18 protein-coding genes, 1 rRNA gene and 1 riboswitch are annotated in these 21,644 nt (G+C 69.1%); of the genes, 14 read left to right on the top strand and 5 right to left on the bottom strand.

From position 1 onward, the window contains the following. The 11 genes from rrf to ACWCRB_RS41100 all read left to right on the top strand — a co-directional run. Window positions 1-95, top strand: a 5S ribosomal RNA gene (rrf, locus tag ACWCRB_RS41150); the annotation flags it as partial. Window positions 96-204: 109 nt separating this feature from the next. After that, on the top strand, window positions 205-813 hold the full coding sequence (locus ACWCRB_RS41145; protein ID WP_451000949.1) for a CDP-alcohol phosphatidyltransferase family protein: 609 nt from the start codon (window positions 205-207) through the stop codon (window positions 811-813). 114 nt (window positions 814-927) lie between these two features. Next, complete coding sequence (locus ACWCRB_RS41140; RefSeq protein ID WP_369037524.1) at window positions 928-3,423, top strand: sugar phosphate nucleotidyltransferase; 2,496 nt, start codon at window positions 928-930, stop codon at window positions 3,421-3,423. A gap of 107 nt (window positions 3,424-3,530) precedes the next feature. Then, window positions 3,531-4,448 carry a DUF881 domain-containing protein gene (locus ACWCRB_RS41135; protein WP_451000948.1) on the top strand — a complete coding sequence of 306 codons (918 nt, stop codon included), beginning with the start codon at window positions 3,531-3,533 and terminating at the stop codon, window positions 4,446-4,448. After that, window positions 4,445-4,777, top strand: a complete 333-nt coding sequence (locus ACWCRB_RS41130; protein WP_003988855.1) for a small basic family protein — start codon at window positions 4,445-4,447, stop codon at window positions 4,775-4,777. Before ACWCRB_RS41135 ends, ACWCRB_RS41130 begins: the two co-directional genes overlap by 4 nt. Before the next feature lie 5 nt (window positions 4,778-4,782). Continuing rightward, window positions 4,783-5,667, top strand: a complete 885-nt coding sequence (locus ACWCRB_RS41125; protein WP_389361294.1) for a DUF881 domain-containing protein — start codon at window positions 4,783-4,785, stop codon at window positions 5,665-5,667. A 130-nt stretch (window positions 5,668-5,797) separates the two neighbouring features. Continuing rightward, complete coding sequence (locus ACWCRB_RS41120; protein WP_389361292.1) at window positions 5,798-6,688, top strand: FHA domain-containing protein; 891 nt, start codon at window positions 5,798-5,800, stop codon at window positions 6,686-6,688. Window positions 6,689-6,730: 42 nt separating this feature from the next. Next, entirely contained in the window at window positions 6,731-7,465 is a 735-nt protein-coding gene (gene ftsR / locus ACWCRB_RS41115; RefSeq protein WP_451000947.1) for a transcriptional regulator FtsR, read from the top strand. Window positions 7,466-7,551: 86 nt separating this feature from the next. Then, window positions 7,552-8,025 (top strand): bifunctional nuclease family protein, encoded by a 474-nt coding sequence (locus ACWCRB_RS41110; protein WP_006123076.1) that lies wholly within the window; start codon window positions 7,552-7,554, stop codon window positions 8,023-8,025. A 283-nt stretch (window positions 8,026-8,308) separates the two neighbouring features. Then, on the top strand, window positions 8,309-8,953 hold the full coding sequence (locus tag ACWCRB_RS41105) for a MerR family transcriptional regulator (protein WP_369037519.1): 645 nt from the start codon (window positions 8,309-8,311) through the stop codon (window positions 8,951-8,953). Between the two features lie 56 nt (window positions 8,954-9,009). Next, complete coding sequence (locus ACWCRB_RS41100) at window positions 9,010-10,464, top strand: DNA polymerase IV (RefSeq protein WP_451000946.1); 1,455 nt, start codon at window positions 9,010-9,012, stop codon at window positions 10,462-10,464. Here the strand turns inward: ACWCRB_RS41100 and ACWCRB_RS41095 are convergent. Beyond that, window positions 10,386-10,757 carry a PRC-barrel domain-containing protein gene (locus ACWCRB_RS41095; RefSeq protein ID WP_451000945.1) on the bottom strand — a complete coding sequence of 124 codons (372 nt, stop codon included), beginning with the start codon at window positions 10,755-10,757 and terminating at the stop codon, window positions 10,386-10,388. The two genes, ACWCRB_RS41100 and ACWCRB_RS41095, sit on opposite strands and share 79 nt — an antisense overlap. A gap of 116 nt (window positions 10,758-10,873) precedes the next feature. Further along, a riboswitch (glycine riboswitch) is annotated at window positions 10,874-10,967 on the top strand. 180 nt (window positions 10,968-11,147) lie between these two features. Here ACWCRB_RS41095 and gcvP point away from each other — a divergent pair. Beyond that, window positions 11,148-14,033 (top strand): aminomethyl-transferring glycine dehydrogenase, encoded by a 2,886-nt coding sequence (gene gcvP, locus ACWCRB_RS41090; protein ID WP_451000944.1) that lies wholly within the window; start codon window positions 11,148-11,150, stop codon window positions 14,031-14,033. Window positions 14,034-14,158: 125 nt separating this feature from the next. On the opposite strand, the gene ACWCRB_RS41085 is transcribed toward gcvP, so the two are convergent. Then, window positions 14,159-14,365: a DUF5999 family protein gene (locus ACWCRB_RS41085; RefSeq protein WP_369037515.1), complete on the bottom strand. Its 207-nt coding sequence runs from the start codon at window positions 14,363-14,365 to the stop codon at window positions 14,159-14,161. A gap of 374 nt (window positions 14,366-14,739) precedes the next feature. Beyond that, window positions 14,740-15,324, bottom strand: a complete 585-nt coding sequence (locus ACWCRB_RS41080) for a hypothetical protein (RefSeq protein ID WP_451000943.1) — start codon at window positions 15,322-15,324, stop codon at window positions 14,740-14,742. 574 nt (window positions 15,325-15,898) lie between these two features. Here ACWCRB_RS41080 and ACWCRB_RS41075 point away from each other — a divergent pair. After that, the gene (locus tag ACWCRB_RS41075) at window positions 15,899-17,416 is read left to right on the top strand and encodes a glutamate--cysteine ligase (RefSeq protein ID WP_451000942.1); all 1,518 of its coding nucleotides are present in this window, start codon (window positions 15,899-15,901) and stop codon (window positions 17,414-17,416) included. Window positions 17,417-18,123: 707 nt separating this feature from the next. Here the strand turns inward: ACWCRB_RS41075 and ACWCRB_RS41070 are convergent. Continuing rightward, complete coding sequence (locus ACWCRB_RS41070; protein WP_451000941.1) at window positions 18,124-19,887, bottom strand: substrate-binding and VWA domain-containing protein; 1,764 nt, start codon at window positions 19,885-19,887, stop codon at window positions 18,124-18,126. A 216-nt stretch (window positions 19,888-20,103) separates the two neighbouring features. On the opposite strand from ACWCRB_RS41070, the gene ACWCRB_RS41065 reads away from it, so the two are divergent. Continuing rightward, entirely contained in the window at window positions 20,104-20,904 is an 801-nt protein-coding gene (locus ACWCRB_RS41065; protein ID WP_451000940.1) for a CPBP family intramembrane glutamic endopeptidase, read from the top strand. Between the two features lie 109 nt (window positions 20,905-21,013). Here ACWCRB_RS41065 and ACWCRB_RS41060 read toward each other — a convergent pair. Next, the coding region (locus ACWCRB_RS41060) for a PhzF family phenazine biosynthesis protein (RefSeq protein ID WP_451000939.1) at window positions 21,014-21,644 on the bottom strand (631 nt) is incomplete at its 5' end.

The raw sequence follows: 21,644 nt of genomic DNA, 5'->3' as shown, positions 1-21,644 counted from the left end.
AAACGCCCGGTTACATTCCGAACCCGGAAGCTAAGCCTTACAGCGCCGATGGTACTGCAGGGGGGACCCTGTGGGAGAGTAGGACACCGCCGAACTCCTTTTATAGCTCCGGCTCTTGGGCACACTGCCCGAGAGCCGGAGCTTTTTTGCGTTGAGGTAGGGTCAGGGGGCATCGTTGGCTCATTTCCCACAGGAGGCCCCCGGGTGGAGGTCCAGGAGACCCGCGTCCAGACAGAACGGGTCCTCACCATCCCGAACATCCTCAGCATGGCGCGCCTTGTCGGCGTGCCTGTCTTTCTGTGGCTGATCCTTCGACCCGAGTTCGGTGGTCCGAAGAGCGACGGCTGGGCGCTCCTCGTACTGATGCTGAGCGGGGTCAGCGACTATCTGGACGGCAAGCTCGCGCGGCGCTGGAACCAGATCAGCAGTCTTGGCCGGCTCCTCGATCCCGCGGCCGACCGGCTCTACATTCTCTCGACTCTGGTCGGTCTGACCTGGCGCGAGATTCTGCCGATCTGGTTGACCGCTGCACTGCTGGCGCGAGAGCTGGTTCTGTTGGTGATGGTGGGTATCCTCAGGCGTCACGGGTATCCGCCGCCGCAGGTGAACTTCCTGGGGAAGGCCGCTACCTTCAACTTGATGTATGCCTTCCCGTTGCTTCTGCTCAGTGACGGAAGTGGGTGGCTCTCGTCACTCGCTGCTATTTTCGGATGGGCGTTCGCAGGATGGGGTACAACGCTCTACTGGTGGGCAGGAGTCCTCTACGTGGTACAAGTCCGCCGACTGGTTCGTGCGGACGCCATGGCCGATTGAGCTCGCCGGTTGGGCAGCTGTAGTGCCTCGATGGCCCGCGTCGGCAAAGTGCGGGACAATCTGGACGGGTGAAGTCGGCTAGACCGTCGTCTCTTCAAGGAGGACGCTTCCGACATGAAGGCCGTCGTGATGGCCGGAGGCGAAGGCACACGCCTTCGCCCAATGACCTCAAGCATGCCCAAGCCGCTCCTGCCAGTGGCCAATCGGCCGATCATGGAGCACGTGCTGCGGCTGCTCAAAAGGCATGGGCTCAACGAGACAGTCGTTACTGTCCAGTTCCTCGCCTCACTCGTCAAGAACTACTTCGGTGACGGCGAGGAGCTCGGGATGGAGCTGACCTATGCCAATGAGGAGAAGCCACTCGGTACTGCCGGAAGCGTCAAGAACGCCGAAGAGGCGTTGAAGGACGACACTTTCCTCGTCATCTCCGGTGATGCCCTGACCGACTTCGACCTCACCGAGCTGATCAATTTCCATAAGGAAAAGGGTGCGCTCGTCACTGTCTGTTTGACGAGGGTGCCGAATCCACTGGAATTCGGCATCACCATCGTCGACGAGGAGGGCAAGGTCGAGCGCTTCCTCGAGAAACCGACCTGGGGACAGGTCTTCTCCGACACCGTGAACACCGGCATCTACGTCATGGAGCCCGAGGTCTTCGACTACGTCGAGGCCGATGTCTCCGTCGACTGGTCCGGTGACGTCTTCCCCCAGCTGATGAAGGAAGGTCGGCTGGTCTACGGCTATATCGCCGAGGGCTACTGGGAGGACGTCGGTACGCATGAAAGCTACGTGAAGGCGCAGGCCGACGTCCTGGAGGGCAAGGTCGACGTCGAGCTGGACGGCTTCGAGATCTCGCCCGGAGTGTGGGTCGCGGAGGGCGCCGAGGTGCATCCCGATGCCGTTCTCCGAGGGCCGCTCTACATCGGGGACTACGCCAAGGTCGAGGCCGGCGTGGAAATCCGCGAGCACACCGTTGTCGGCTCGAACGTCGTCGTGAAGAGCGGGGCCTTTCTGCACAAGGCCGTGGTGCACGACAACGTGTACATCGGTCAGCACTGCAATCTGCGCGGCTGCGTCATCGGGAAGAACACCGACATCATGCGCGCGGCCCGGATCGAGGACGGCGCGGTCATCGGCGACGAGTGTCTCGTCGGTGAAGAATCGATCATCCAGGGGAACGTACGCGTTTACCCGTTCAAGACGATCGAGGCCGGCGCCTTCGTCAACACCTCGGTGATCTGGGAATCCAGAGGGCAGGCGCATCTCTTCGGCGCCCGCGGAGTGTCCGGAATCCTCAACGTCGAGATCACTCCCGAACTGGCGGTGCGACTGGCCGGTGCCTACGCGACCACCTTGAAGAAGGGGTCCACCGTCACCACCGCCCGCGACCACTCCCGTGGTGCCCGGGCACTGAAGCGGGCCGTCATCTCCGCGCTGCAGGCCAGCGCCATCGACGTACGGGACCTGGAGAACGTACCGCTGCCGGTGGCGCGGCAGCAGACCGCTCGGGGGAGTGCCGGCGGGATCATGATCCGGACTACGCCCGGGGTGCCTGATTCCGTCGACATCATGTTCTTCGACGGGCAGGGGGCCGACCTTTCGCAGGCCAGTCAGCGGAAGCTCGATCGGGTCTTTGCGCGGCAGGAATACCGGCGGGCGTTCCCCGGGGAGATCGGGGATCTGCATTTCCCGGCCAGTGTGTTCGACTCGTACACCGGGTCGTTGCTGCGGAATGTCGATACGACCGGGATCGCTGAGTCCGGGCTCAAGGTTGTCGTCGACGCGTCCAACGGCAGTGCGGGGCTTGTGCTGCCCAGTCTGCTCGGGAAGCTCGGTGTCGATTCGCTGACCATCAATCCCGGTCTCGACGAGTCCAGGCCGACGGAGTCCGCGGACACCCGGCGGTCCGGGATGGTGCGGCTCGGGGAGATCGTGGCGTCCGCGCGGGCCGCCTTCGGAGTGCGATTCGACCCGGTGGGCGAGCGGCTTTCGCTCGTCGACGAGAAGGGGCGGATCATCGAGGACGACCGGGCGCTGCTCGTCATGCTGGATCTGGTGGCCGCAGAACGCCGTAGCGGGCGGGTGGCGCTGCCGGTGACCACTACCCGTATCGCCGAGCAGGTGGCCGCCTATCACGGGACCCAGGTCGAGTGGACGACGACGTCACCCGACGATCTGACCCGGGTCGGGCGCGATGAGTCGACCATCTTCGGCGGGGACGGACGCGGTGGGTTCATCGTGCCGGAGTTCAGCAGTGTGTTCGACGGATCGGCAGCCTTCGTACGGCTTATCGGGCTGGTCGCGCGGACGCAGCTCACGCTCAGCCAGATCGATGCCAGGATTCCGCGGGCGCATGTCCTGAAGCGGGATCTGGCGACTCCCTGGGCCGTCAAGGGACTTGTCATGCGGCGGGTTGTCGAGGCGGCCGGAGAGCGGTTCGTCGACACGACCGACGGGGTGCGGGTGGTCGAGACCGACGGGCGGTGGGTGATGGTTCTGCCCGACCCGGCGGAAGCCGTCACGCATTTGTGGGCCGAAGGGCCTGACGACGCCTCCGCTCAGGCACTGCTCGACGAGTGGGCCACCGTTGTGGACGGCGCCGGTCGCTGAATCGAGGTCCACGCGCGCGTGCCGGACAGGAGCCCCCAATGGGGCCTGTCCGGCACGTCGGTGGGGCCGTTCGGAGGCAGTGGTCGCGACGTGGGACGATGTGCGGCATGCCGCAGCAGCCCCCCGTTCGGAGCATCCCCACGAGCCGTTCCCGCCCGGACGCGTCCATGTCGCTGCTCACCAATGTCATGGACCACAGCCTCGACGAGGGGTATGCCGAGGCGGCCGAGCGGAAGAAGGCCGCGGGCGACGGCGGTCTGCCGAGGCCGCTCAGGGCGAAGCTGGGCCTGGCCGCAGGGCTGGTGCTCGCCGCTCTCGTGGTGACCGTGGGAGCCGCGCAGGCGCGGGTGGCGGCGCCCGCGATCGCCAAGGAGCGCGAGGAACTGATCGACCGCATCGACCGCGAGACGGAGGCGGCCGACAAGCTGGAGGAGTCGGTCGACCAGCTGCGCGACGATGTCAGCGCGCGTCAGCGTGCGGCGCTGAAGTCGGGCGGCGGCAGTGAACAGGCCGACCTGGTAGGCATTTTGTCGGGTGCGACCGAGGTGCACGGGCCGGGTGTGAAGCTCGTCGTCGACGACGCGAAGGAAGCCAGCACCGGTGCCGGCGGGGACGCGCGCGAGACCTCGGGGTTCTCCGACACCGGGCGGGTGCGCGACCGGGACATGCAGCGGGTCGTCAACGGGCTCTGGCAGTCGGGCGCCGAGGCCATCGCGATCAACGGGCAGCGGCTGACGGCTCTGTCGGCGATCCGGGCTGCGGGAGACGCGATACTGGTCGACAACAAGCCGCTCGTGCCGCCGTACACGGTGCTCGCGGTGGGGGACGGCAAGAGGCTGAGCAGCAGGTTCCAGGACAGCGCCGACGGACTGTATCTGGCCGCGCTGCAGGAGAACTTCGACATCCGGACCAGCATCTCCGTGGAGGGCGACCTCCGGCTGCCTGCCGCACCGAGTGTGATCGTACGTACAGCACAACCGAGTACAGAGACACCGAGTACAGAGACAGAGAAGGGCACATCGTGATCGCGGTACTGGGCCTCGTCGTGGGAGTCGTGGCTGGATTGTTGGTCCGGCCCGAGGTTCCGGCGGTCGTCGAGCCTTACCTTCCCATCGCTGTCGTAGCGGCTCTGGATGCCGTGTTCGGCGGTCTGCGGGCCATGCTCGACGGCATCTTCGACGACAAGGTCTTCGTGGTGTCGTTCCTGTCGAACGTCGTCGTGGCCGCGCTGATCGTCTTCCTGGGCGACAAGCTGGGCGTGGGTGCCCAGTTGTCCACCGGTGTGGTCGTGGTCCTCGGTATCCGCATCTTCTCCAATGCCGCGGCGATCCGCCGGCACGTCTTCCGGGCCTGACGCCGATGAGCGACAACGACAAGAGCGGCGCCGGCGACAAGCAGGCCGACGCGGGCGAGAACCGGTTGCGCGAGGAACTGCCCGAGGAGGTCTCTCCCGCGCCCTCGGCGGCCTCGGACGCGCAGGCCGTGGACGTGACGGCCGGCGAGGCGCCGGGACCGTCCCTGACCGGCCGTCAGCGACTGGTGAACGGGCTGTGGCCGCTGCGGGTGACCCGGGCCCAACTGATCGTCGCCCTGCTGCTGTTCGGGCTCGGATTCGGGCTGGCGGTGCAGGTCGCGTCCACCAGCGACAGCGACGGGGCCCTGCGCGGTGCGCGCCAGGAAGATCTTGTACGCATCCTCGATGAACTGGATGACCGTACTCAGCGTCTTGAGGACGAGAAGCAGGGTCTCGAAGATCAGCGGACCGAGTTGGAGAACAGCTCGGACCAAGCTGAGGAGGCCCGTAAGCAGACGGTCGAGAAGGAGCGGCAGCTGGGCATCCTCGCGGGCACGGTGGCCGCGCAGGGGCCCGGGATCACGCTGACCATCGAGGACACGAAGGGAACGGTCGAAGCCGACATGCTGCTCGACGCGATCCAGGAGTTGCGTGCGGCTGGCGCCGAGGCGATCCAGGTCAACGGTGTACGGGTCGTCGCGGGGACCTTTCTGGCGGACGAGGACGGCGGGGGAGTGAGCGTCGACGGGAACAAGATCGACGCTCCCTATCGTTTCAAGGTCATCGGCAAGCCGCAGGACCTCGAACCGGCGCTCAACATCCCCGGAGGTGTGGTGCAGACCCTGGAGAAGGAGCAGGCCACCGTTACCGTGGAGCGGGCGGACAAGATCGTCGTGGACGCCTTGCGAGCGGCGAAGCAGCCTGACTACGCTCGGTCGTCCTCCCAGTGAACCGGGGGTGCATGGGGGCTGTCCGGGGAGGGCATGAGGTTGCGGGGGGTCGGCGCACCGAATGGGTGGTGCGTGGTGGAAACTGTCAGGTGGAGACGGACGTTGTGAGGATGTCCGGGTCGACCGGTAGGTGCAGTCAGGGTTCGTCCTGCCCCACGGGCGGGTCTGTTTCGGTCAAGGGGAATCGCCCGTGAAGTTGTTTGCGAAGTTGTTCGGCAAGAGCGCGCGAGAGGGCAGCGACAACGCGACCGCCCGCCATCGCGCACAGCCCGACGCGGAGGGTCAGCGCCCTCTGTTCCGGGACCAGGTCGGCGGTCCGGGCGGTGACGTTCCGGGAGGTCAGGGCGCGCCGTCTGTTGACCCTGCCCAGTCCGGGCGCATAGGTTTCGGGGAACCGTCAACCTCAAGTACGGGTGGAGAGTTTTCCTCCGACCCATATGCGTCCAATGCCCCGGCGGGGCAGCCGCGGCAGGAGGATCCGTCGATGTCGGCCCTTGTGTGTACGAGGTGCGGTAACCGCAACGCGGAGAACAGCCGCTTCTGCTCCAACTGCGGTGCGCCTCTGCGGGCCGGAGTCACCCCCGAGCGTCCGTCGGAGACGACGTCCACGATCTCCATCTCCGGTATCGAGGCGTACGACGCCGAGGTCACCGGGCAGACGCAGATGCCGATGCTCTCGCCCGAGGCGCAGGCCGCGGTGGATGCCCTGCCGCTCGGATCGGCGCTTCTGGTGGTGCGCCGTGGCCCGAACTCGGGCAGTCGCTTCCTGCTGGACGGTGAGCTGACCACGGCCGGGCGCCATCCGCAGAGCGACATCTTCCTGGACGACGTGACCGTGTCCCGCCGTCACGTGGAGTTCCGCCGAGGTCAGGACGGCCTGTTCACCGTCGCCGACGTGGGCAGCCTCAACGGCACGTACGTCAACCGTGAGCGGATCGACCAGGTCGGTCTGAACAACGGCGACGAGGTGCAGATCGGCAAGTACCGGCTGGTGTTCTACGCGAGCCAGCGGGGCTACTGACCCTCCTCCGGACCGAGTCCGGAGGGACCCCAGGGAAGGTCCATGCTTCAAACACCGAGCGGCGGTGCCGGTCACGGCATCGCCGCCGCGGACAGTGGGCTGATGAGCATCGGCACAGTGCTGAACGCGCTGCGCGACGAGTTCCCCGAAGTCACCATCTCCAAGATCCGTTTTCTGGAGTCGGAGGGGCTCATCGAGCCGCAGCGGACCCCTTCGGGGTACCGCAAGTTCAGCCCGGAGGACGTCGAGCGCCTCGGCCATGTCCTGAGAATGCAGCGGGACCACTATCTGCCCCTCAAGGTGATCAGGGAGTACCTGGACGCCATGGAGCGCGGGGAGGCCGTGTCGCTCCCCTCCGTGGGCCGTCAGCGGGACGGTGAGCCGAGTCTGGAGCCCGAGGGGCCCACGGCCGTCCGGATCGGCCGGGCCGAGCTGCTCGCCGCCGCCGGGATCGGTGACGAGGAACTCGCGGAGTGGCAGTCGTACGGGCTGGTCGGGCCGCTGCCCGACGGGGCGTACGACGCGGAGACGGTCACTGTCGCCGCGCTCGTCGCCGAGCTGGGGCGGTTCGGGATCGAGCCACGGCATCTGAGGGTGATGAAGGCCGCCGCCGACCGCGAGGCCGGCCTGGTCGACCAGGTGGTGGCCCCGCTCAGGCTCCACCGCAATCCGCAGACCAGGGCCCTTGCGGAGGCCCGCAGCAAGGAACTGGCGGGGCTCACGGTGAAGCTGCACGCGGCCCTGGTGCGGATCGCGCTGGGAGTGCGGCAGCCCTGAGCGGAAAGGGCAAGCCGGAGGGCGGATCGGCCACCCGTTCCGTGCCCGACTACCCAAACGTCCCGGGCACGGCCTAGGGTTGCTGTGTGAACGAGCTCGATGTCGTAGGTGTCCGGGTCGAAATGCCCTCCAACCAACCGATCGTGCTTCTGCGGGAAGTGGGAGGCGACCGCTACCTCCCCATCTGGATCGGACCGGGGGAGGCGACGGCGATCGCCTTCGCCCAGCAGGGCATGGCCCCCGCACGACCGCTGACGCACGACCTGTTCAAGGACGTGCTGGAGGCCGTCGGCCAGGAGCTCACCGAAGTGCGCATCACGGACCTGCGCGAGGGTGTCTTCTACGCGGAACTGGTGTTCGCCAGCGGGGTCGAGGTGAGCGCCCGCCCGTCCGACGCCATAGCGCTGGCGCTGCGCACCGGGACGCCGATCTACGGCAGCGACGGAGTGCTCGACGACGCCGGGATCGCGATTCCGGACGAGCAGGAGGACGAGGTGGAGAAGTTCCGCGAGTTCCTCGACCAGATCTCTCCCGAGGACTTCGGGACCAACAGTCAGTGAGCCCTGACGGCGACGGTTGACGAGGCTCGGGCGGCTCCACGGACCTGATGGTCGGTGGAGCCTGTCTTTTGCCCGGTGGCGTCACGGATGATGGCAATTGCCAGCGGCGTGTGAGAGCGTCGTGCGGCCCATGCGGAGCGCATTCGGCTAGCCTTTCCCCGCGGTGGGGTACGGGAAACCACTCCTAGGGTGATTATCACTCGGCGTGCCGAGTGTGGCGATCGTTGACGCACCCCTGGTGACTGCCTACCGTCGAGAAGGCAGGTCAAGGACGGAGGTCGGCGTGAGAAGCAGCGGCGACGGTACGGCTGGGGGTGCCCCCGGACGCGGTCTGGGGGAGAGCGGCCCGTACCCGCTTCAGGGCAGCGCGGCCGATCACGTTCCGCGGCGGCCGACGGCTGTAGCAGGCGGCGGAGGGGCGACATCCATGGCGTCCGAGGAGATCGGCTACCGCGGTCCGACGGCGTGTGCGGCGGCCGGCATCACTTACCGCCAGTTGGACTACTGGGCGCGCACCGGGCTGGTCGAGCCGAGTGTGCGGCCCGCTCACGGGTCGGGGACGCAGCGGCTCTACAGCTTCCGGGACGTTGTCGTCCTGAAGGTCGTGAAGCGCTTTCTCGACACCGGTGTCTCACTGCAGAACATCCGTACGGCGGTCCAGCACCTGAGGGCGTGCGAGTTCCGAGATCTGGAGCGCCTGACGCTGATGAGCGACGGCGCGACGGTCTACGAGTGCACCTCGCCCGACGAGGTGCACGCGCTGCTCCAGGGCGGGCAGGGCATCTTCGGTATCGCCGTCGGTGTGGTGTGGCGGGATGTGGAAAGCGCTCTCTCGCAGCTGCACGGGGAGCGCGTCGACACGGGCGAGACGCTTGTCGGGCACAACCCGGCGGACGAGCTGGCACGGCGGCGCAACCGGGCGGTCTGACCGCCCCGCCCCGGCGCTCCGGGGCATTGTCAGTGGCGTAGGGCAGCATCGGACATGTGAGAAACGCGCCCACGATCCTGCATCTCGACATGGATGCCTTCTTCGCCTCGGCGGAGCAGGCGTCCAAGCCGAGTCTGCGCGGGAAAGCCGTGGTCGTGGGCGGTCTTGGACCGCGCGGGGTGGTCGCGACGTGTTCGTACGAGGCCCGGGTGTTCGGGGTCCACTCCGCGATGCCGATGGGCCAGGCACGGCGACTCGCGCCGAACGCCGCGTATCTCGTGCCGAGGTTCGGGTTCTACCGGGCGATCAGCGAGCAGGTCATGGCGCTGCTGCGGGCGCTGTCGCCGCTGGTGGAGCCGCTCAGCCTGGACGAGGCGTTCGTGGATCTGGAGGCCGGGGCAGCGGCCTGGGACGAGGCGTCGGCGCGGCTGGCGGGGGCGAAGCTGCGCACTGACATACGCGCGGTCACGGGGCTCACGGGGTCGGTGGGTCTCGCCGCGTCCAAGATGCTCGCGAAGATCGCCTCCGAGCAGGCCAAGCCGGACGGCCTGGTGCTGATCGATCCCGGGACCGAGCGGGCGCTGCTCGGGCCGATGTCGGTGCGGATCCTGCCCGGGGTCGGGCCGACGACGGGCGACCATCTGCGGCGGGCGGGCATCAGCACCGTCGACGAGCTGGCCGAGGCGGGCGAGGACGAACTCGTACGGCTGCTGGGGAAGGCGCACGGGCACGGGCTGTACGCGATGGCGCTGGCGCACGACGAGCGGCCCGTGGTGGCCGAGCGGGAGACCAAGTCCGTGTCGGTCGAGGACACGTACGACGTGGACATCCACGACCGGGTCCGGGTGGGGACGGAGGTGCAGCGGCTGGCAGACCGGTGTGTGCGGAGGCTGCGCGGGGCCGGGCTGTCGGGGCGGACCATCGTCCTCAAGGTGCGGCGGTACGACTTCTCCACGCTGACCCGGTCCGAGACGCTCCGGGGGCCCACGGACGACCCCGGTGTGGTGCGGGAGGCGGCGGCCCGGCTGCTGGAGTCCGTGGACACGACTGGTGGTGTGCGACTGCTCGGGGTCGGGGTGAGCGGCCTCGCCGACTTCACGCAGGAGGATCTGTTCGCCCAGGCTGCCGGGGAGTTGGCGGCGCTGGAGCCGGCTGAGGAGGCGGAGCACGAGGCCGCCGAGGAGCAGGAGGCGCCCGCCGAGCGGCACTGGACCACGGGGCACGACGTACGGCATGCCGATCTCGGACACGGGTGGGTGCAGGGGAGTGGGCTTGGACGGGTGACCGTGCGGTTCGAGACGCCGGACTCGGAGCAGCCGGGGCGGGTGCGGACGTTCCGGACCGACGATCCCGCGCTGGAGCCGGCGGATCCGCTGCCGCTGGTGTCCTCCGGGCCGCGAAGACCCGACGGTCCGGACGAAGGGCCGGTGGATCAGGCTTCGTCCGTGCCCGCCAGCTTGCCGAAGTCGTGGTCCGGGAACGGAGGAGGGGGCGCCACGTCGAGGCCGTAGTGGTGGTAGAGCTGGAGTTCCTGTTCCGGGGAGAGGTGGCGGCCCACGCCGAAGTCGGGGGCGTCCTTGATCAGGGACCGCTCGAAGGGGACGCGCAGCGTGCCGTCGATCAGTTCGCTGGGTTCCAGGGGCACGAAGGCGTCCCTGCTGAACAGCCCGGTCCGTATGGCCGCCCACTCCGGTACACCCGTCGCGTCGTCGAGGTAGATCTCGTCGATCGTGCCGATCTTGGTGCCGTTGCGGTCGAAGGCCTTGCGGCCGATCAGGTTGCGCGGATCGATGTCGGTCTGCACGGCGGGCCCTCCGTATGGTCGCAACTCATCCGTAAGCACTACAAAAGAGCACATCGGGGCAGGTGGCCACTCGAAGGTCTGTGCGTGGAGCCGCTGATAGGCTGGCCAATGGCTGCTGACCCTGTGCGGGAGAGTCCTCCGGAACCTCGGAGGCGCCGAAGGAGCAACTCCTCCCCGGAATCTCTCAGGCCCCTGTACCGCACGGACGAGGTCACTCTGGAAAGCAGGGCGGAGGACATGGTCTCCGCTCTCACCGACGGTGAAAACCGGGACGTCAGCGCATTGGCGGCCCGGTGAAGCTCTCAGGTCGAGATGACAGAGGGGGAGGCCGTTCGGGCACCCGTGCCGTGGTGCCCCTCGAAGGTCGCTAACGACCAGGAGGCCTCCGTAATGACCGCCCACCGCACTTCGCTCGCCGTACTCGAACAGGGCACGCCCTTCGAGCGGCGCCACATCGGGCCCGACCGCGAGGACCGGGCCAAGATGCTCGCGCAGGTCGGATACGGCTCGCTCGACGAGCTGGCTGCCGCCGCGGTCCCGGATGTGATCAGGAACGCCGACGCGCTGGATCTGCCGGGCGCCCGTACCGAGGCCGAGGTGCTGGCCGAGCTGCGGTCGCTGGCCGACCGGAACCAGGTGCTCGGGTCCATGATCGGGCTCGGGTACTACGGGACCTTCACCCCGCCGGTCATCCTGCGGAACGTGATGGAGAACCCGGCCTGGTACACCGCGTACACGCCCTACCAGCCGGAGATCTCGCAGGGGCGCCTCGAAGCGCTGCTGAACTTCCAGACCATGGTCGCCGACCTCACCGGGCTGCCCACCTCGGGCGCCTCGCTGCTCGACGAGGGCACCGCGGCGGCCGAGGCGATGGCGCTGTCCCGGCGCATGGGCAAGAACAAGAAGGGGCTCTTCCTCGTCGATGCGGACGCCCTGCCGCAGACCATCGCCGTGATCGAGACTCGGGCCGAGCCCGTCGGCGTCGAGGTCGTCGTCGCCGACCTGAGCGCGGGCATCCCGGACGACATCGCGGGGCGCGAGATCAACGGCGTGCTGCTGCAGTACCCGGGCGCCTCCGGTGCCGTACGGGATCTGAAGCCCGTCGTCGAGCAGGCGCACGGGCTCGGTGCCGTCGTCACCGTCGCCGCCGATCTGCTGGCCCTGACACTGCTCACCTCGCCCGGTGAGCTGGGCGCGGACATCGCGGTCGGGACGACCCAGCGGTTCGGGGTGCCGATGGGCTTCGGTGGGCCGCACGCCGGATACATGGCTGTGCGCGAGCAGTTCGCGCGCAGCCTGCCCGGGCGGCTCGTGGGTGTCTCCGTGGACGCGGACGGGCACAGGGCGTACCGGCTCGCCCTGCAGACGCGGGAGCAGCACATCCGCCGCGAGAAGGCGACCAGCAACATCTGTACGGCCCAGGTGCTGCTGGCCGTGATGGCCGGCATGTACGCCGTGCACCACGGGCCCGAGGGGCTGCGGACCATCGCCCGGCGGACCCACCGGTACGCCACGATCCTCGCCGCAGGGCTGATGGCGGGCGGTGTCGAGGTCGTCCACGGGGCCTACTTCGACACGCTCACCGTGCGGGTGCCCGGGAAGGCCGGCGAGGTCGCCGCCGCCGCGCGTGAGCACGGGGTGAACCTGCATCTCGTCGATGCGGACCGGGTGTCCGTCTCCTGCGACGAGACCACCACTCGGGCCCACCTGGGCGCCGTCTGGACCGCGTTCGGGGTCGAGGGCGACATCGAGGCGCTCGACGCGGGCGCCGAGGACACGCTGCCCGACGGGTTGCTGCGCACCGACGACGTTCTCACGCACCCCGTCTTCCACCAGTACCGCTCCGAGACCGCGATGCTGCGCTACCTGCGCCGGCTTGCCGACCGTGACTACGCGCTCGACCGGGGCATGATCCCGCTGGGCTCCTGCACCATGAAGCTCAACGCGACCACCGAGATGGAGCCGGTCACCTGGCCCGAGTTCGGTCAGCTGCACCCCTTCGCGCCCGCCGAGCAGGCACAGGGCTATCTGACGCTCATCCGGGAGCTGGAGGAGCAACTCGCCGAGGTCACCGGGTACGACAAGGTGTCGCTCCAGCCGAACGCCGGTTCGCAGGGCGAGCTGGCCGGGCTGCTCGCCGTACGCGGATACCACCGCGCCAACGGCGACGAGCAGCGGACGGTCTGTCTGATTCCGTCGTCCGCGCACGGGACCAACGCGGCCAGCGCCGTCATGGCCGGGATGAAGGTCGTCGTCGTGAAGACCGCCGGGGACGGCGAGATCGACGTCGAGGATCTGCGGGCGAAGATCGAGCAGTACCGCGACGAGCTGTCGGTGCTGATGATCACGTACCCCTCGACGCACGGCGTGTTCGAGGAGCATGTCGCCGACATCTGCGCACAGGTGCACGAGGCCGGTGGGCAGGTGTACGTCGACGGGGCCAACCTCAACGCGCTGGTGGGGCTGGCCAAGCCGGGGCACTTCGGTGGGGACGTCTCGCATCTGAATCTGCACAAGACGTTCTGCATCCCGCACGGCGGTGGCGGTCCGGGGGTGGGCCCGGTAGGCGTACGAGCGCATCTCGCGCCGTATCTGCCCAATCACCCCCTGCAGCCCGCTGCCGGGCCCGAGACGGGCGTGGGGCCCATCTCGGCGGCTCCCTGGGGTTCGGCGGGCATTCTGCCGATCTCGTGGGCGTACGTCCGGCTGATGGGCGGCGAGGGGCTCAAGCGGGCCACGCAGGTGGCCGTGCTGAGCGCCAACTACATCGCCAAGCGGCTGGAGCCGCACTACCCGGTGCTCTACACCGGGCCCGGCGGGCTCGTCGCGCACGAGTGCATCATCGATCTGCGGCCGATCAGCAAGGCCACGGGCGTGAGCGTCGACGACATCGCCAAGCGGCTCATCGACTACGGCTTCCACGCGCCGACGATGTCCTTCCCGGTGGCGGGGACGTTGATGATCGAGCCGACCGAGTCCGAGGACCTGGGCGAACTGGACCGGTTCTGCGAGGCGATGATCGCCATTCGCGGCGAGATCGAGAAGGTCGGCGCGGGCGAGTGGCCGGCCGACGACAACCCGCTGCGGAACGCGCCGCACACCGCCGCCGCGCTGAGCGGGGAGTGGACGCACGCCTACACGCGCGAGGAGGCGGTCTTCCCGGCCGGGGTCTCGGCGGCCGACAAGTACTGGCCGCCGGTACGCCGGATCGACCAGGCCTTCGGTGACCGGAACCTGGTCTGTTCCTGCCCGCCGCTGGACGCTTACGAGGAGTAGTCGCCCTCGGACACACGTCGGGGCCGGTTCGCAGCGAGTGTCTGCGGGCCGGCCCCTCTTTGTCTGTTCAGTTGTCCGGGCGTCGCGCCCCTCGATGCCGGGAGGCTGCCCTTCGTGCGTGGCCGTCAGGCGGCCGTCATCACCGGTCCGGCGCCCGCGGGGCGGTGGGGGGCGATGATCTGGCCGTCGGGCAGTAGCTCACCGGTGTCCTCGAAGAGGAGGACGCCGTTGCACAGCAGGCTCCACCCCTGTTCCGGGTGGTGCGCCATCAGTCGGGCGGACTCCCGGTCGGTGGAGTGGGCTGTCGGGCACGGTGGCTGGTGCTGGCACATTGATGGGATCTTTCGCTCTGTCGTGGAGTGTGAGATGGCTGTGGTGTCTGTCCTGCGGCTCGAAGCACTGTTCATGGCCGCCCCCGTTGGGAAAGTCGGTTCGAAACCAGTGTTGCTCTACGGGCGTCAATCCGCAGGGATTTAGCCGCACCGCTTCTCACAGGTTCAAGACGCATCACCCGGGCGGACGGTTCAGCCCAACTGGGCTGTCCCTTTGGGTGGTTCTTGGGGGCCGGAAAGGGCTAGTCCGGACGGGTCGCAAACCCTTAATGGCTCGTACGAGCGTAATGGCGCGCGAAAGAGCGACGTACCCCGCTGCCGGGAATTCGGCGGCGGGGTACGCGGGAATACGGAGAGTGCCGTGTCGTGTGCGCTCAGGCGGGAGAACTCAGCAGTGGGGCCGGAGTCACCCGATGGGTGAGGACCGGGAGCAGTTCGGCGACCCGGTGCGGACGGTGGGCGGCGATGCCGGGCGGGGCTGGCGCCAGCGGGACGAGCAGGTCGGTCGCGGCGGGGCGGCCCTCGGCCGCGTCGGCGGTGATGTCGCCGTGCAGCCAGAGCGTCAGCATGTACAGCTCGGGTACGGACAGGAGGCGGGCCTGGTAGGGCTGCTTCATGGTCTCGGCCTGGCGCAGGGCGCGCTCGGTGGAGGCGATGTAGGGGCCTTCGAAGAAGTGCGAGAAGGCCCAGCCGTCGGGGGTCAGCATGGTCTCCGCCGCGGCCACCGCGCGGTCGCCGCAGCGGATCAGGAAGCGCCACCCGGTCAGTCGGGTGGTGGGGGTGCCCGCGGGGGTGATCCGGTCCAGGACGTGCACGGGCAGGGGGAGCTCGGGGGTGGTGGGTCCCTGGGCGGTGCGCAGGGCCGGGGTGCGTGCCTCGCGGACTGCGGTGGGGGAACCGAGTGCCGTGAGGATGGTGCGCAGTGCTGGCGCGGGAGCCGGGGGGACATGCAGCGGCATGGTGGGACGCCTCTCATTCGACAGGCAGGGTGGCGCGAGGGCGGGGGCGGACGGCGCTGTCAGCTCTCGAAGTCTCGGGGTCAAAGAGGCGGGGGCCGGATGCGCGGGCGGGGTGCGGCCTGCCGCACGTCACCTGGACGGCAGGACCCAGGACCTGGGCGCCGACTCTCTGCCTTGTTCGCGGAGTTTATACGACACGTGTTCTGACTGTGTTTCGTCTAACCGTTTCCCGCGTGAAGAGCAAGGGTCTATTCGGTCGGCGTTGTGTGGCGTTTCCACCGATTCTCGGCCGCTCGTACGGGCGGTGACCTCGGTATACGCGCCGTAGGCGGTCGGCCAATTGTCGTCGGCGTTTTTCACGAGTTCGCAAGTGCGCGAAACTGTCGACTCGTTTGTCCGCACAAAGTCTGGCACGCCATGCCGGACGAATGTGCCTCCGGTCATATGGACCAGCGTAGCGGGCCATGGGCGCGCGTGGGACGTTATCAATCACGCTGGCTGGGCATCATCCCACGTGACCCGGGACAACGGTGGCCGGATCCTCGGCCTGCCCATTCGAGGAAGGGACGCTTCGATGGGGGAGAAGGTCGTGGCGGGGCAGTTCGACCTGTCCGATCGCCAGCGCTACCGCGCCAAGCTCCGGCAGTGCCTGACGGGGCTGGAGCGGCTGCTGGCCGAGAAGCGGTTCGACCGCCCCAAGAATCTCCTGGGCCTGGAGATCGAGCTGAATCTCGTCGGGCCCGACGGCATGCCGAAAATGATGAATGCGCAAGTACTTGAAAGGATCGCGAGCCGAGATTTCCAAACAGAACTCGCCATGTTCAATCTGGAAGTCAACATCGCCCCCCACCGTCTCGACGGGCGGGTTTTCGACCGGCTCGCCGAGGAACTCCGCACCTCACTGGCATATGCGCACCGGAAGGCGAAGGAGGTCGACGCCGGGATCGTGATGATCGGCATTCTGCCGACGCTCGACCGGGACGACCTGGTCTCCTCCAACCTCTCCGACGTCGACCGCTACACCCTGCTCAACAATCAGATCGTGGCCGCCCGAGGGGAGGATTTCACGCTCGACATCGACGGGGTGGAGCGCCTCTCGTGCACGTCGAAGTCCATCGCCCCGGAGGCCGCCTGCACCTCCGTGCAGCTGCATCTCCAGGTCACTCCGGCGCGGTTCGCCGATGTGTGGAACGCGGCCCAGGCGATCGCCGCCGCGCAGATCGCGGTCGGGGCCAACTCGCCGTTCCTGTTCGGCCGTGAGCTGTGGCGCGAGTCGCGGCCCCCGCTGTTCACCCAGTCCACGGACACGCGTCCGCCGGAGCTGCAGGCGCAGGGCGTACGGCCGCGCACCTGGTTCGGGGAGCGGTGGATCTCGTCGGCGTACGACCTCTTCGAGGAGAACCTGCGCTACTACCCGGCGCTGCTGCCCATCTGTGACGACGAGGATCCGCTGGACGTCCTCGACGAGGGTGGGGTGCCGAAGCTGGGCGAGCTGGTGCTGCACAACGGCACGGTGTACCGCTGGAACCGCCCGGTCTACGGCATCGCGGACGGCGTACCGCATCTGCGTGTCGAGAACCGGGTGCTGCCCGCCGGGCCCACCGTCACGGACGTCATCGCCAACGCGGTCTTCTACTACGGGCTCGTCCGGGCGCTCGCCGAGGAGTCACGGCCCGTGTGGACCCGGTTGCCCTTCGAGGCCGCCGCCGCCAACTTCGACGCGGCCTGCCGGCACGGGATCGATGCGCGGCTCCAGTGGCCCCGGGGCGGCCGGTTCGGTGGCATCGCGGAGGTCGACGCGGTGCATCTCGTACGCGACGAGCTGCTGCCGCTCGCCGAGGCCGGCCTCGACGCGTGGGGGGTCGAGCCCGCCGACCGGGACCTGTACCTCGGGGTGATCGAGGAACGGTGCCGGCGGCGGGCCAACGGGGCGTCCTGGCAGGCGGCCACCTTCCACCGGGCGCGGGAGAAGGGGCTGTCCCGGGACGCCGCGCTGGCCGCGACGACCCGGCGCTACAGCGAGCTGATGCACGCCGGGGAGCCGGTGCACACCTGGCCGGTGGGGCTCCCGGAGCCGGTGCCTCTCGGGTGAGCGATGCGGGGGCCCGGTTTGGCCTTCGGCCCCGGCTTCTGGGCTCTGGGCCCCTGGCTCTGGGCTCTGGCCAGGCTTCCGGGCCCCGGCCTGCGGCCTGCGGTCCCTGGGCTCTGGCCAGGTTCCCGGGCTTTCCGCTTCCCGGGCCCCGGCCTGCGGCTTCCAGGCCCCGGTTCCCGGGCCACCGGTCTCCGGCCCCCGGGCCTCGTCGGCCCCGGTCCCTGGCCCCGCGTCCCTGGCCCCGCGTCCCCGGACTCCGGAACCCGGTCTCCGGCCTTCGGTCCTCAGGCTCTGGTCCCCGCTTCTGGCCTCGGGCCCGCGTCCCGCGTCCCGGTTCCCGGTTCCCGGTTCCCGGTTCCCGGTTCCCGGTTCCCGGTTCCCGGCACCCGGCACCCGGCCTCCGGCACCCGGCACCCGGCCTCCGGCACCCGGCACCCGGCCTCCGGCACCCGGCCTCCGGCACCCGGCCTCCGGCCTCCGGCACCCGGCCTCCGGCACCCGGCCTCCGGTCCCTGCGTCAGGCCTCCGGCCTCCGGTCCCTGCGTCAGGCCTCGGGCTCCCGACTCGGCCCTCTGCCGTCGGCACCCGGTCCCTCGGCCCTGGCACCCCGCCGCCCCTCGGCCCCGGCACCCTGCCCTCGGCACCCGGGGCCCAGGGACTCAAGACCCCTGGGCCCCGGCTTCAGGGGTTCAGGGGACAGGCGGCGGTCAGACGCCGCTGCCTGCTGCCACGATTGCCTGGAGGATTACTGTGTGGATCTGGGTCGGGTCCGTCACCTCGTAGCCTGAGCCGCCCGTTGCCGCCGCGATCTGCTGGGCCTCCTCGCGGTCGGCCTCCGGGCCTACCGCGATCATGATCAGCGGTACTGGGCGTTCGGGGTTGGTGAGTTGTTGGAGTCCGCGGATCAGGGCGGCGCGCGTGATGCTGCCGGGGTCCTCGTTCACGCCGTCGGTCAGGATGACCAGGGCGTTGAACTTGCCCTTCGCGTACGACGACGTGGCCGACTTGTAGGCGGCCAGGGTCGTGTCGTAGAGGCCCGTCGCGCCGCCCGGGACCGGTTCCAGGTCGCCGAACGCCGTCGAGAGGCGGTCGCGCTGGGTGCCGTTGCCTTTGCGGTCGCCGAGGCGTTCGGTCGGGACCAGGACGCGGTAGTCCTTGGCGCCGTCCAGCTTGGTGGAGAACTCCCACAGGCCGATCTCGTCCTCGGGCGTGAAGGTGGCGAGCGCCTGGAGCAGGGACGCCTTCGTGACGTCCATCCGGGTCCTGCCTGTGTTCGGCACCGGCTCCGTCATGGAGAAGGACGCGTCGACGACCGTCGTGATCCGGGCGCTCTGCACGGTGATCGTCCAGGTGCCGAGGGCCTCCTGGAGCGCCGCCGCCGACGCGGGTTCGCCGGCCGTGCGCGCGTACGGCTGCGGGGCACGACCGCCCGCCCGGGCGATCAGCGCGCTCGGGGCCTCATCGGTGTCGGTCCGGAAGCCCTGCTGCTCCAGGAGCTTGTGCTGCTCGGGTGCGCGCAGAAACGTCATGAAGCGGATCGCGGCCCGGCTCTGGTCGGTTGTCAGTTCTGTGTCGTCGATCAGGGTGTACGGGTAGTCGAGCCGGGGCGAGCCGTCCTCGGGGTAGAACATGCCGAGGTCCTGGGCCTTGTCCGCCGACGAGTTGTACGCGTACGCCGCCTGTTCGGAGAGGACGAGGGTCCGGTTGCGTTTGGGGTTGCCCTGTTCGGTGCCCGAGGAGTCGCGGGGCAGGGTGTCCAGGACCTGGCCGTCGCTGTCGGAGACGCGCTGCGACAGGGCCTTCATCAGGGCGGCGGCCTGGGTGGCGCCGTCCTTCGTCTTCGCGGCGGCCGTGCCGAGCTGGGTCAGGGCCAGTAGGCCGGTCGCGCTGCGCGCCGGGTCGGCCGCGCCGAGCGCCAGGTCGTCGTTCTCCAGGGTGGCGCCGACCAGCTCCGTCCAGGAGTACGTCTTCTGCGGCCACCCCAGTGCCTTCGCGGCGGCCGGCACCACGGCCACGCCCACCGGGGTCGAGGCGACGTTGCCGACGGCGGTCACCTGGGTCGCCCTCCCGTCGGCCGTGACCCGCTCCACCCAGACGTCCGAGTCGGGCACCCAGATCTGGGCGTCGGCCGGCTTGCCAGCGCGCAGCGCGTCCGCGACCTTGGACGAGTCCCGGGCGGTCACCTCTATGTCGAGGCAGCGCCCGTCGGAGGTGACGCCCTGGTCGTGGGCCCGGTCCGCCGCGGATTCCAGGGCGGGGGCCAGGTCCGGGGAGGCGGCGAGCGTCAGTCGTACCGGGTCGTCCCGGCACGACGAACCGAAGGAGAGCAGACCGGTCTGCACGGCGACCGCCGTGCCTCCGGCGATGGTGAGGACGAGCGCCGTGGCGATGGCGACCGTGCGGCGGCGGGTGCGTGGACGGGGGTCGCCGGTGCCCGGTTCAGGTCGATCAGGCAAGCTGTGACGTCCCATGACGGTGGGGTCCTTCCCTGGTGAACAGAACACGTGGCGCGAAACAGCCGTATGAGCTGAATCGGCTGCATGGGCCGTATGGCAGGGAAAGGGGAGGCACGCCGGGAGCAGCGTCCGCCCCCCAACGGCCTGTCGCGCAGGTTCTTCGCAACTTCTTTCGAGACCCTAGCGGGGCGAGGACGGGGATGCGGCGGGATTGAACAACTGGAGGCAGGAGTGCAGGTGGAGGCGGGCGCGGTGGCTGATTCTTTTCCTGAGGAGCGGCCGTCGCGACGGATACTCCGGGACGAGACGCTGTTGGTTCTGGGGCTTTCGCTCGGTGCGAGCGGTATCTCCTCCTTGATCAGCTTTGTCGGATCGGTCACGAAACCGGGAGGCCTCAAGGACCAGGCGGCCACCCTCAACGCCTCGGCCGCGCCGGGCCGCCCATGGCTGGATCTCGCTTGGCAGCTCTTCGGCATCACGACGTCTCTGGTACCGGTCGCGCTGGTCGCGCACTTCCTGCTGCGCGAGGGCAAGGGGCTGCGGACGCTGGGCTTCGACCGCACCCGGCCCTGGCCCGACCTCGGCCGCGGGGCAGCGATCGCGGCGGTGATCGGCAGCAGCGGTATCGCCTTCTACCTGGCGGCACGTGGTCTCGGCTTCAACCTCACGGTGGTGCCGGAGGCGCTGCCCGAGGTGTGGTGGAAGTACCCGGTGCTGATCCTCTCGGCGGTGCAGAACGCCGTACTGGAGGAAGTGATCGTCGTCGCGTATCTGCTGCGGCGGCTGAACCAGCTGGGGTGGACTCCGGGGACGGCGCTGGTGGCCAGTTCCGTACTGCGCGGGTCATACCACCTGTACCAGGGCATCGGCGGGTTCATCGGCAACATGGTGATGGGCGTGGTGTTCGTGTATCTCTACCGGCGGTGGGGGCGGGTGGGTCCCCTGGTCGTGGCGCATTCGCTGCTCGACATCGGGGCGTTCGTGGGGTATGCGCTGCTGGCGGGGAAGGTGCCGTGGCTGCCTGTCGCGTGAGCGGCTCGGAGGGGAAAGAAGTAGGGGTGAGTCAGGGGTGAATCGAGGATGAGCTGAGGGGCGTACGAGGGTTCGTACGCCCCTTTTGTGTGGCCGGGATGCCTTGGCTCTAGACGAGCAGCTCGCCGTCGATGGTGGTGACCGCGCGGCCGGTCAGCAGGGTGCGGTCGCCGCGGAGTTCCGTGCGGACCAGGCCGCTGCGGGCGGAGGCCTGGAGGCCGGTGAGGTCGTTGCGGCCCAGGCGCTCGGACCAGTAGGGGGCGAGGGCCGTGTGGGCGCTGCCGGTGACCGGGTCCTCGTCGATGCCGATCCGCGGGAAGAAGCACCGCGAGACGAAGTCGTAGCCGTCGGCGGGGTTGTCGGCGCGGGCGGTGGCGATGATGCCGCGTTCCGAGTGGGCGGCGAGGGCCTTGAGGTCGGGGGAGAGGCCCAGGACCGTCTTCTCGTCGGCGACCTCGATCACCAGGTCGTTGATGTTCGGGCCGGTGTCGAAGGCCGTGAGCGGCTCGGTGCCCAGGGCCTCGGCGAGCCCGGCGGGGGGTTCGACGCGGGTGAGCGGGGCGGTCGGGAAGTCGAGGGTGATCGAGCCGTCCTCGCGGGGTGTCGCGCTGAGGACGCCGCTGCGGGTCGCGAATCGTACGGGGCCGGCGAGCACGATCGGCGCCAACCGGGCCGGGCGGGCGGCCGTACGGGACATCAGGCGACTGCTCGACCAGGAGCCGGCCGCTGTCTGACGTCCC

It is taken from the genome of Streptomyces sp. NPDC002156, from assembly GCF_053593675.1.
This window is presented reverse-complemented; position numbering and strand designations above follow the sequence as displayed.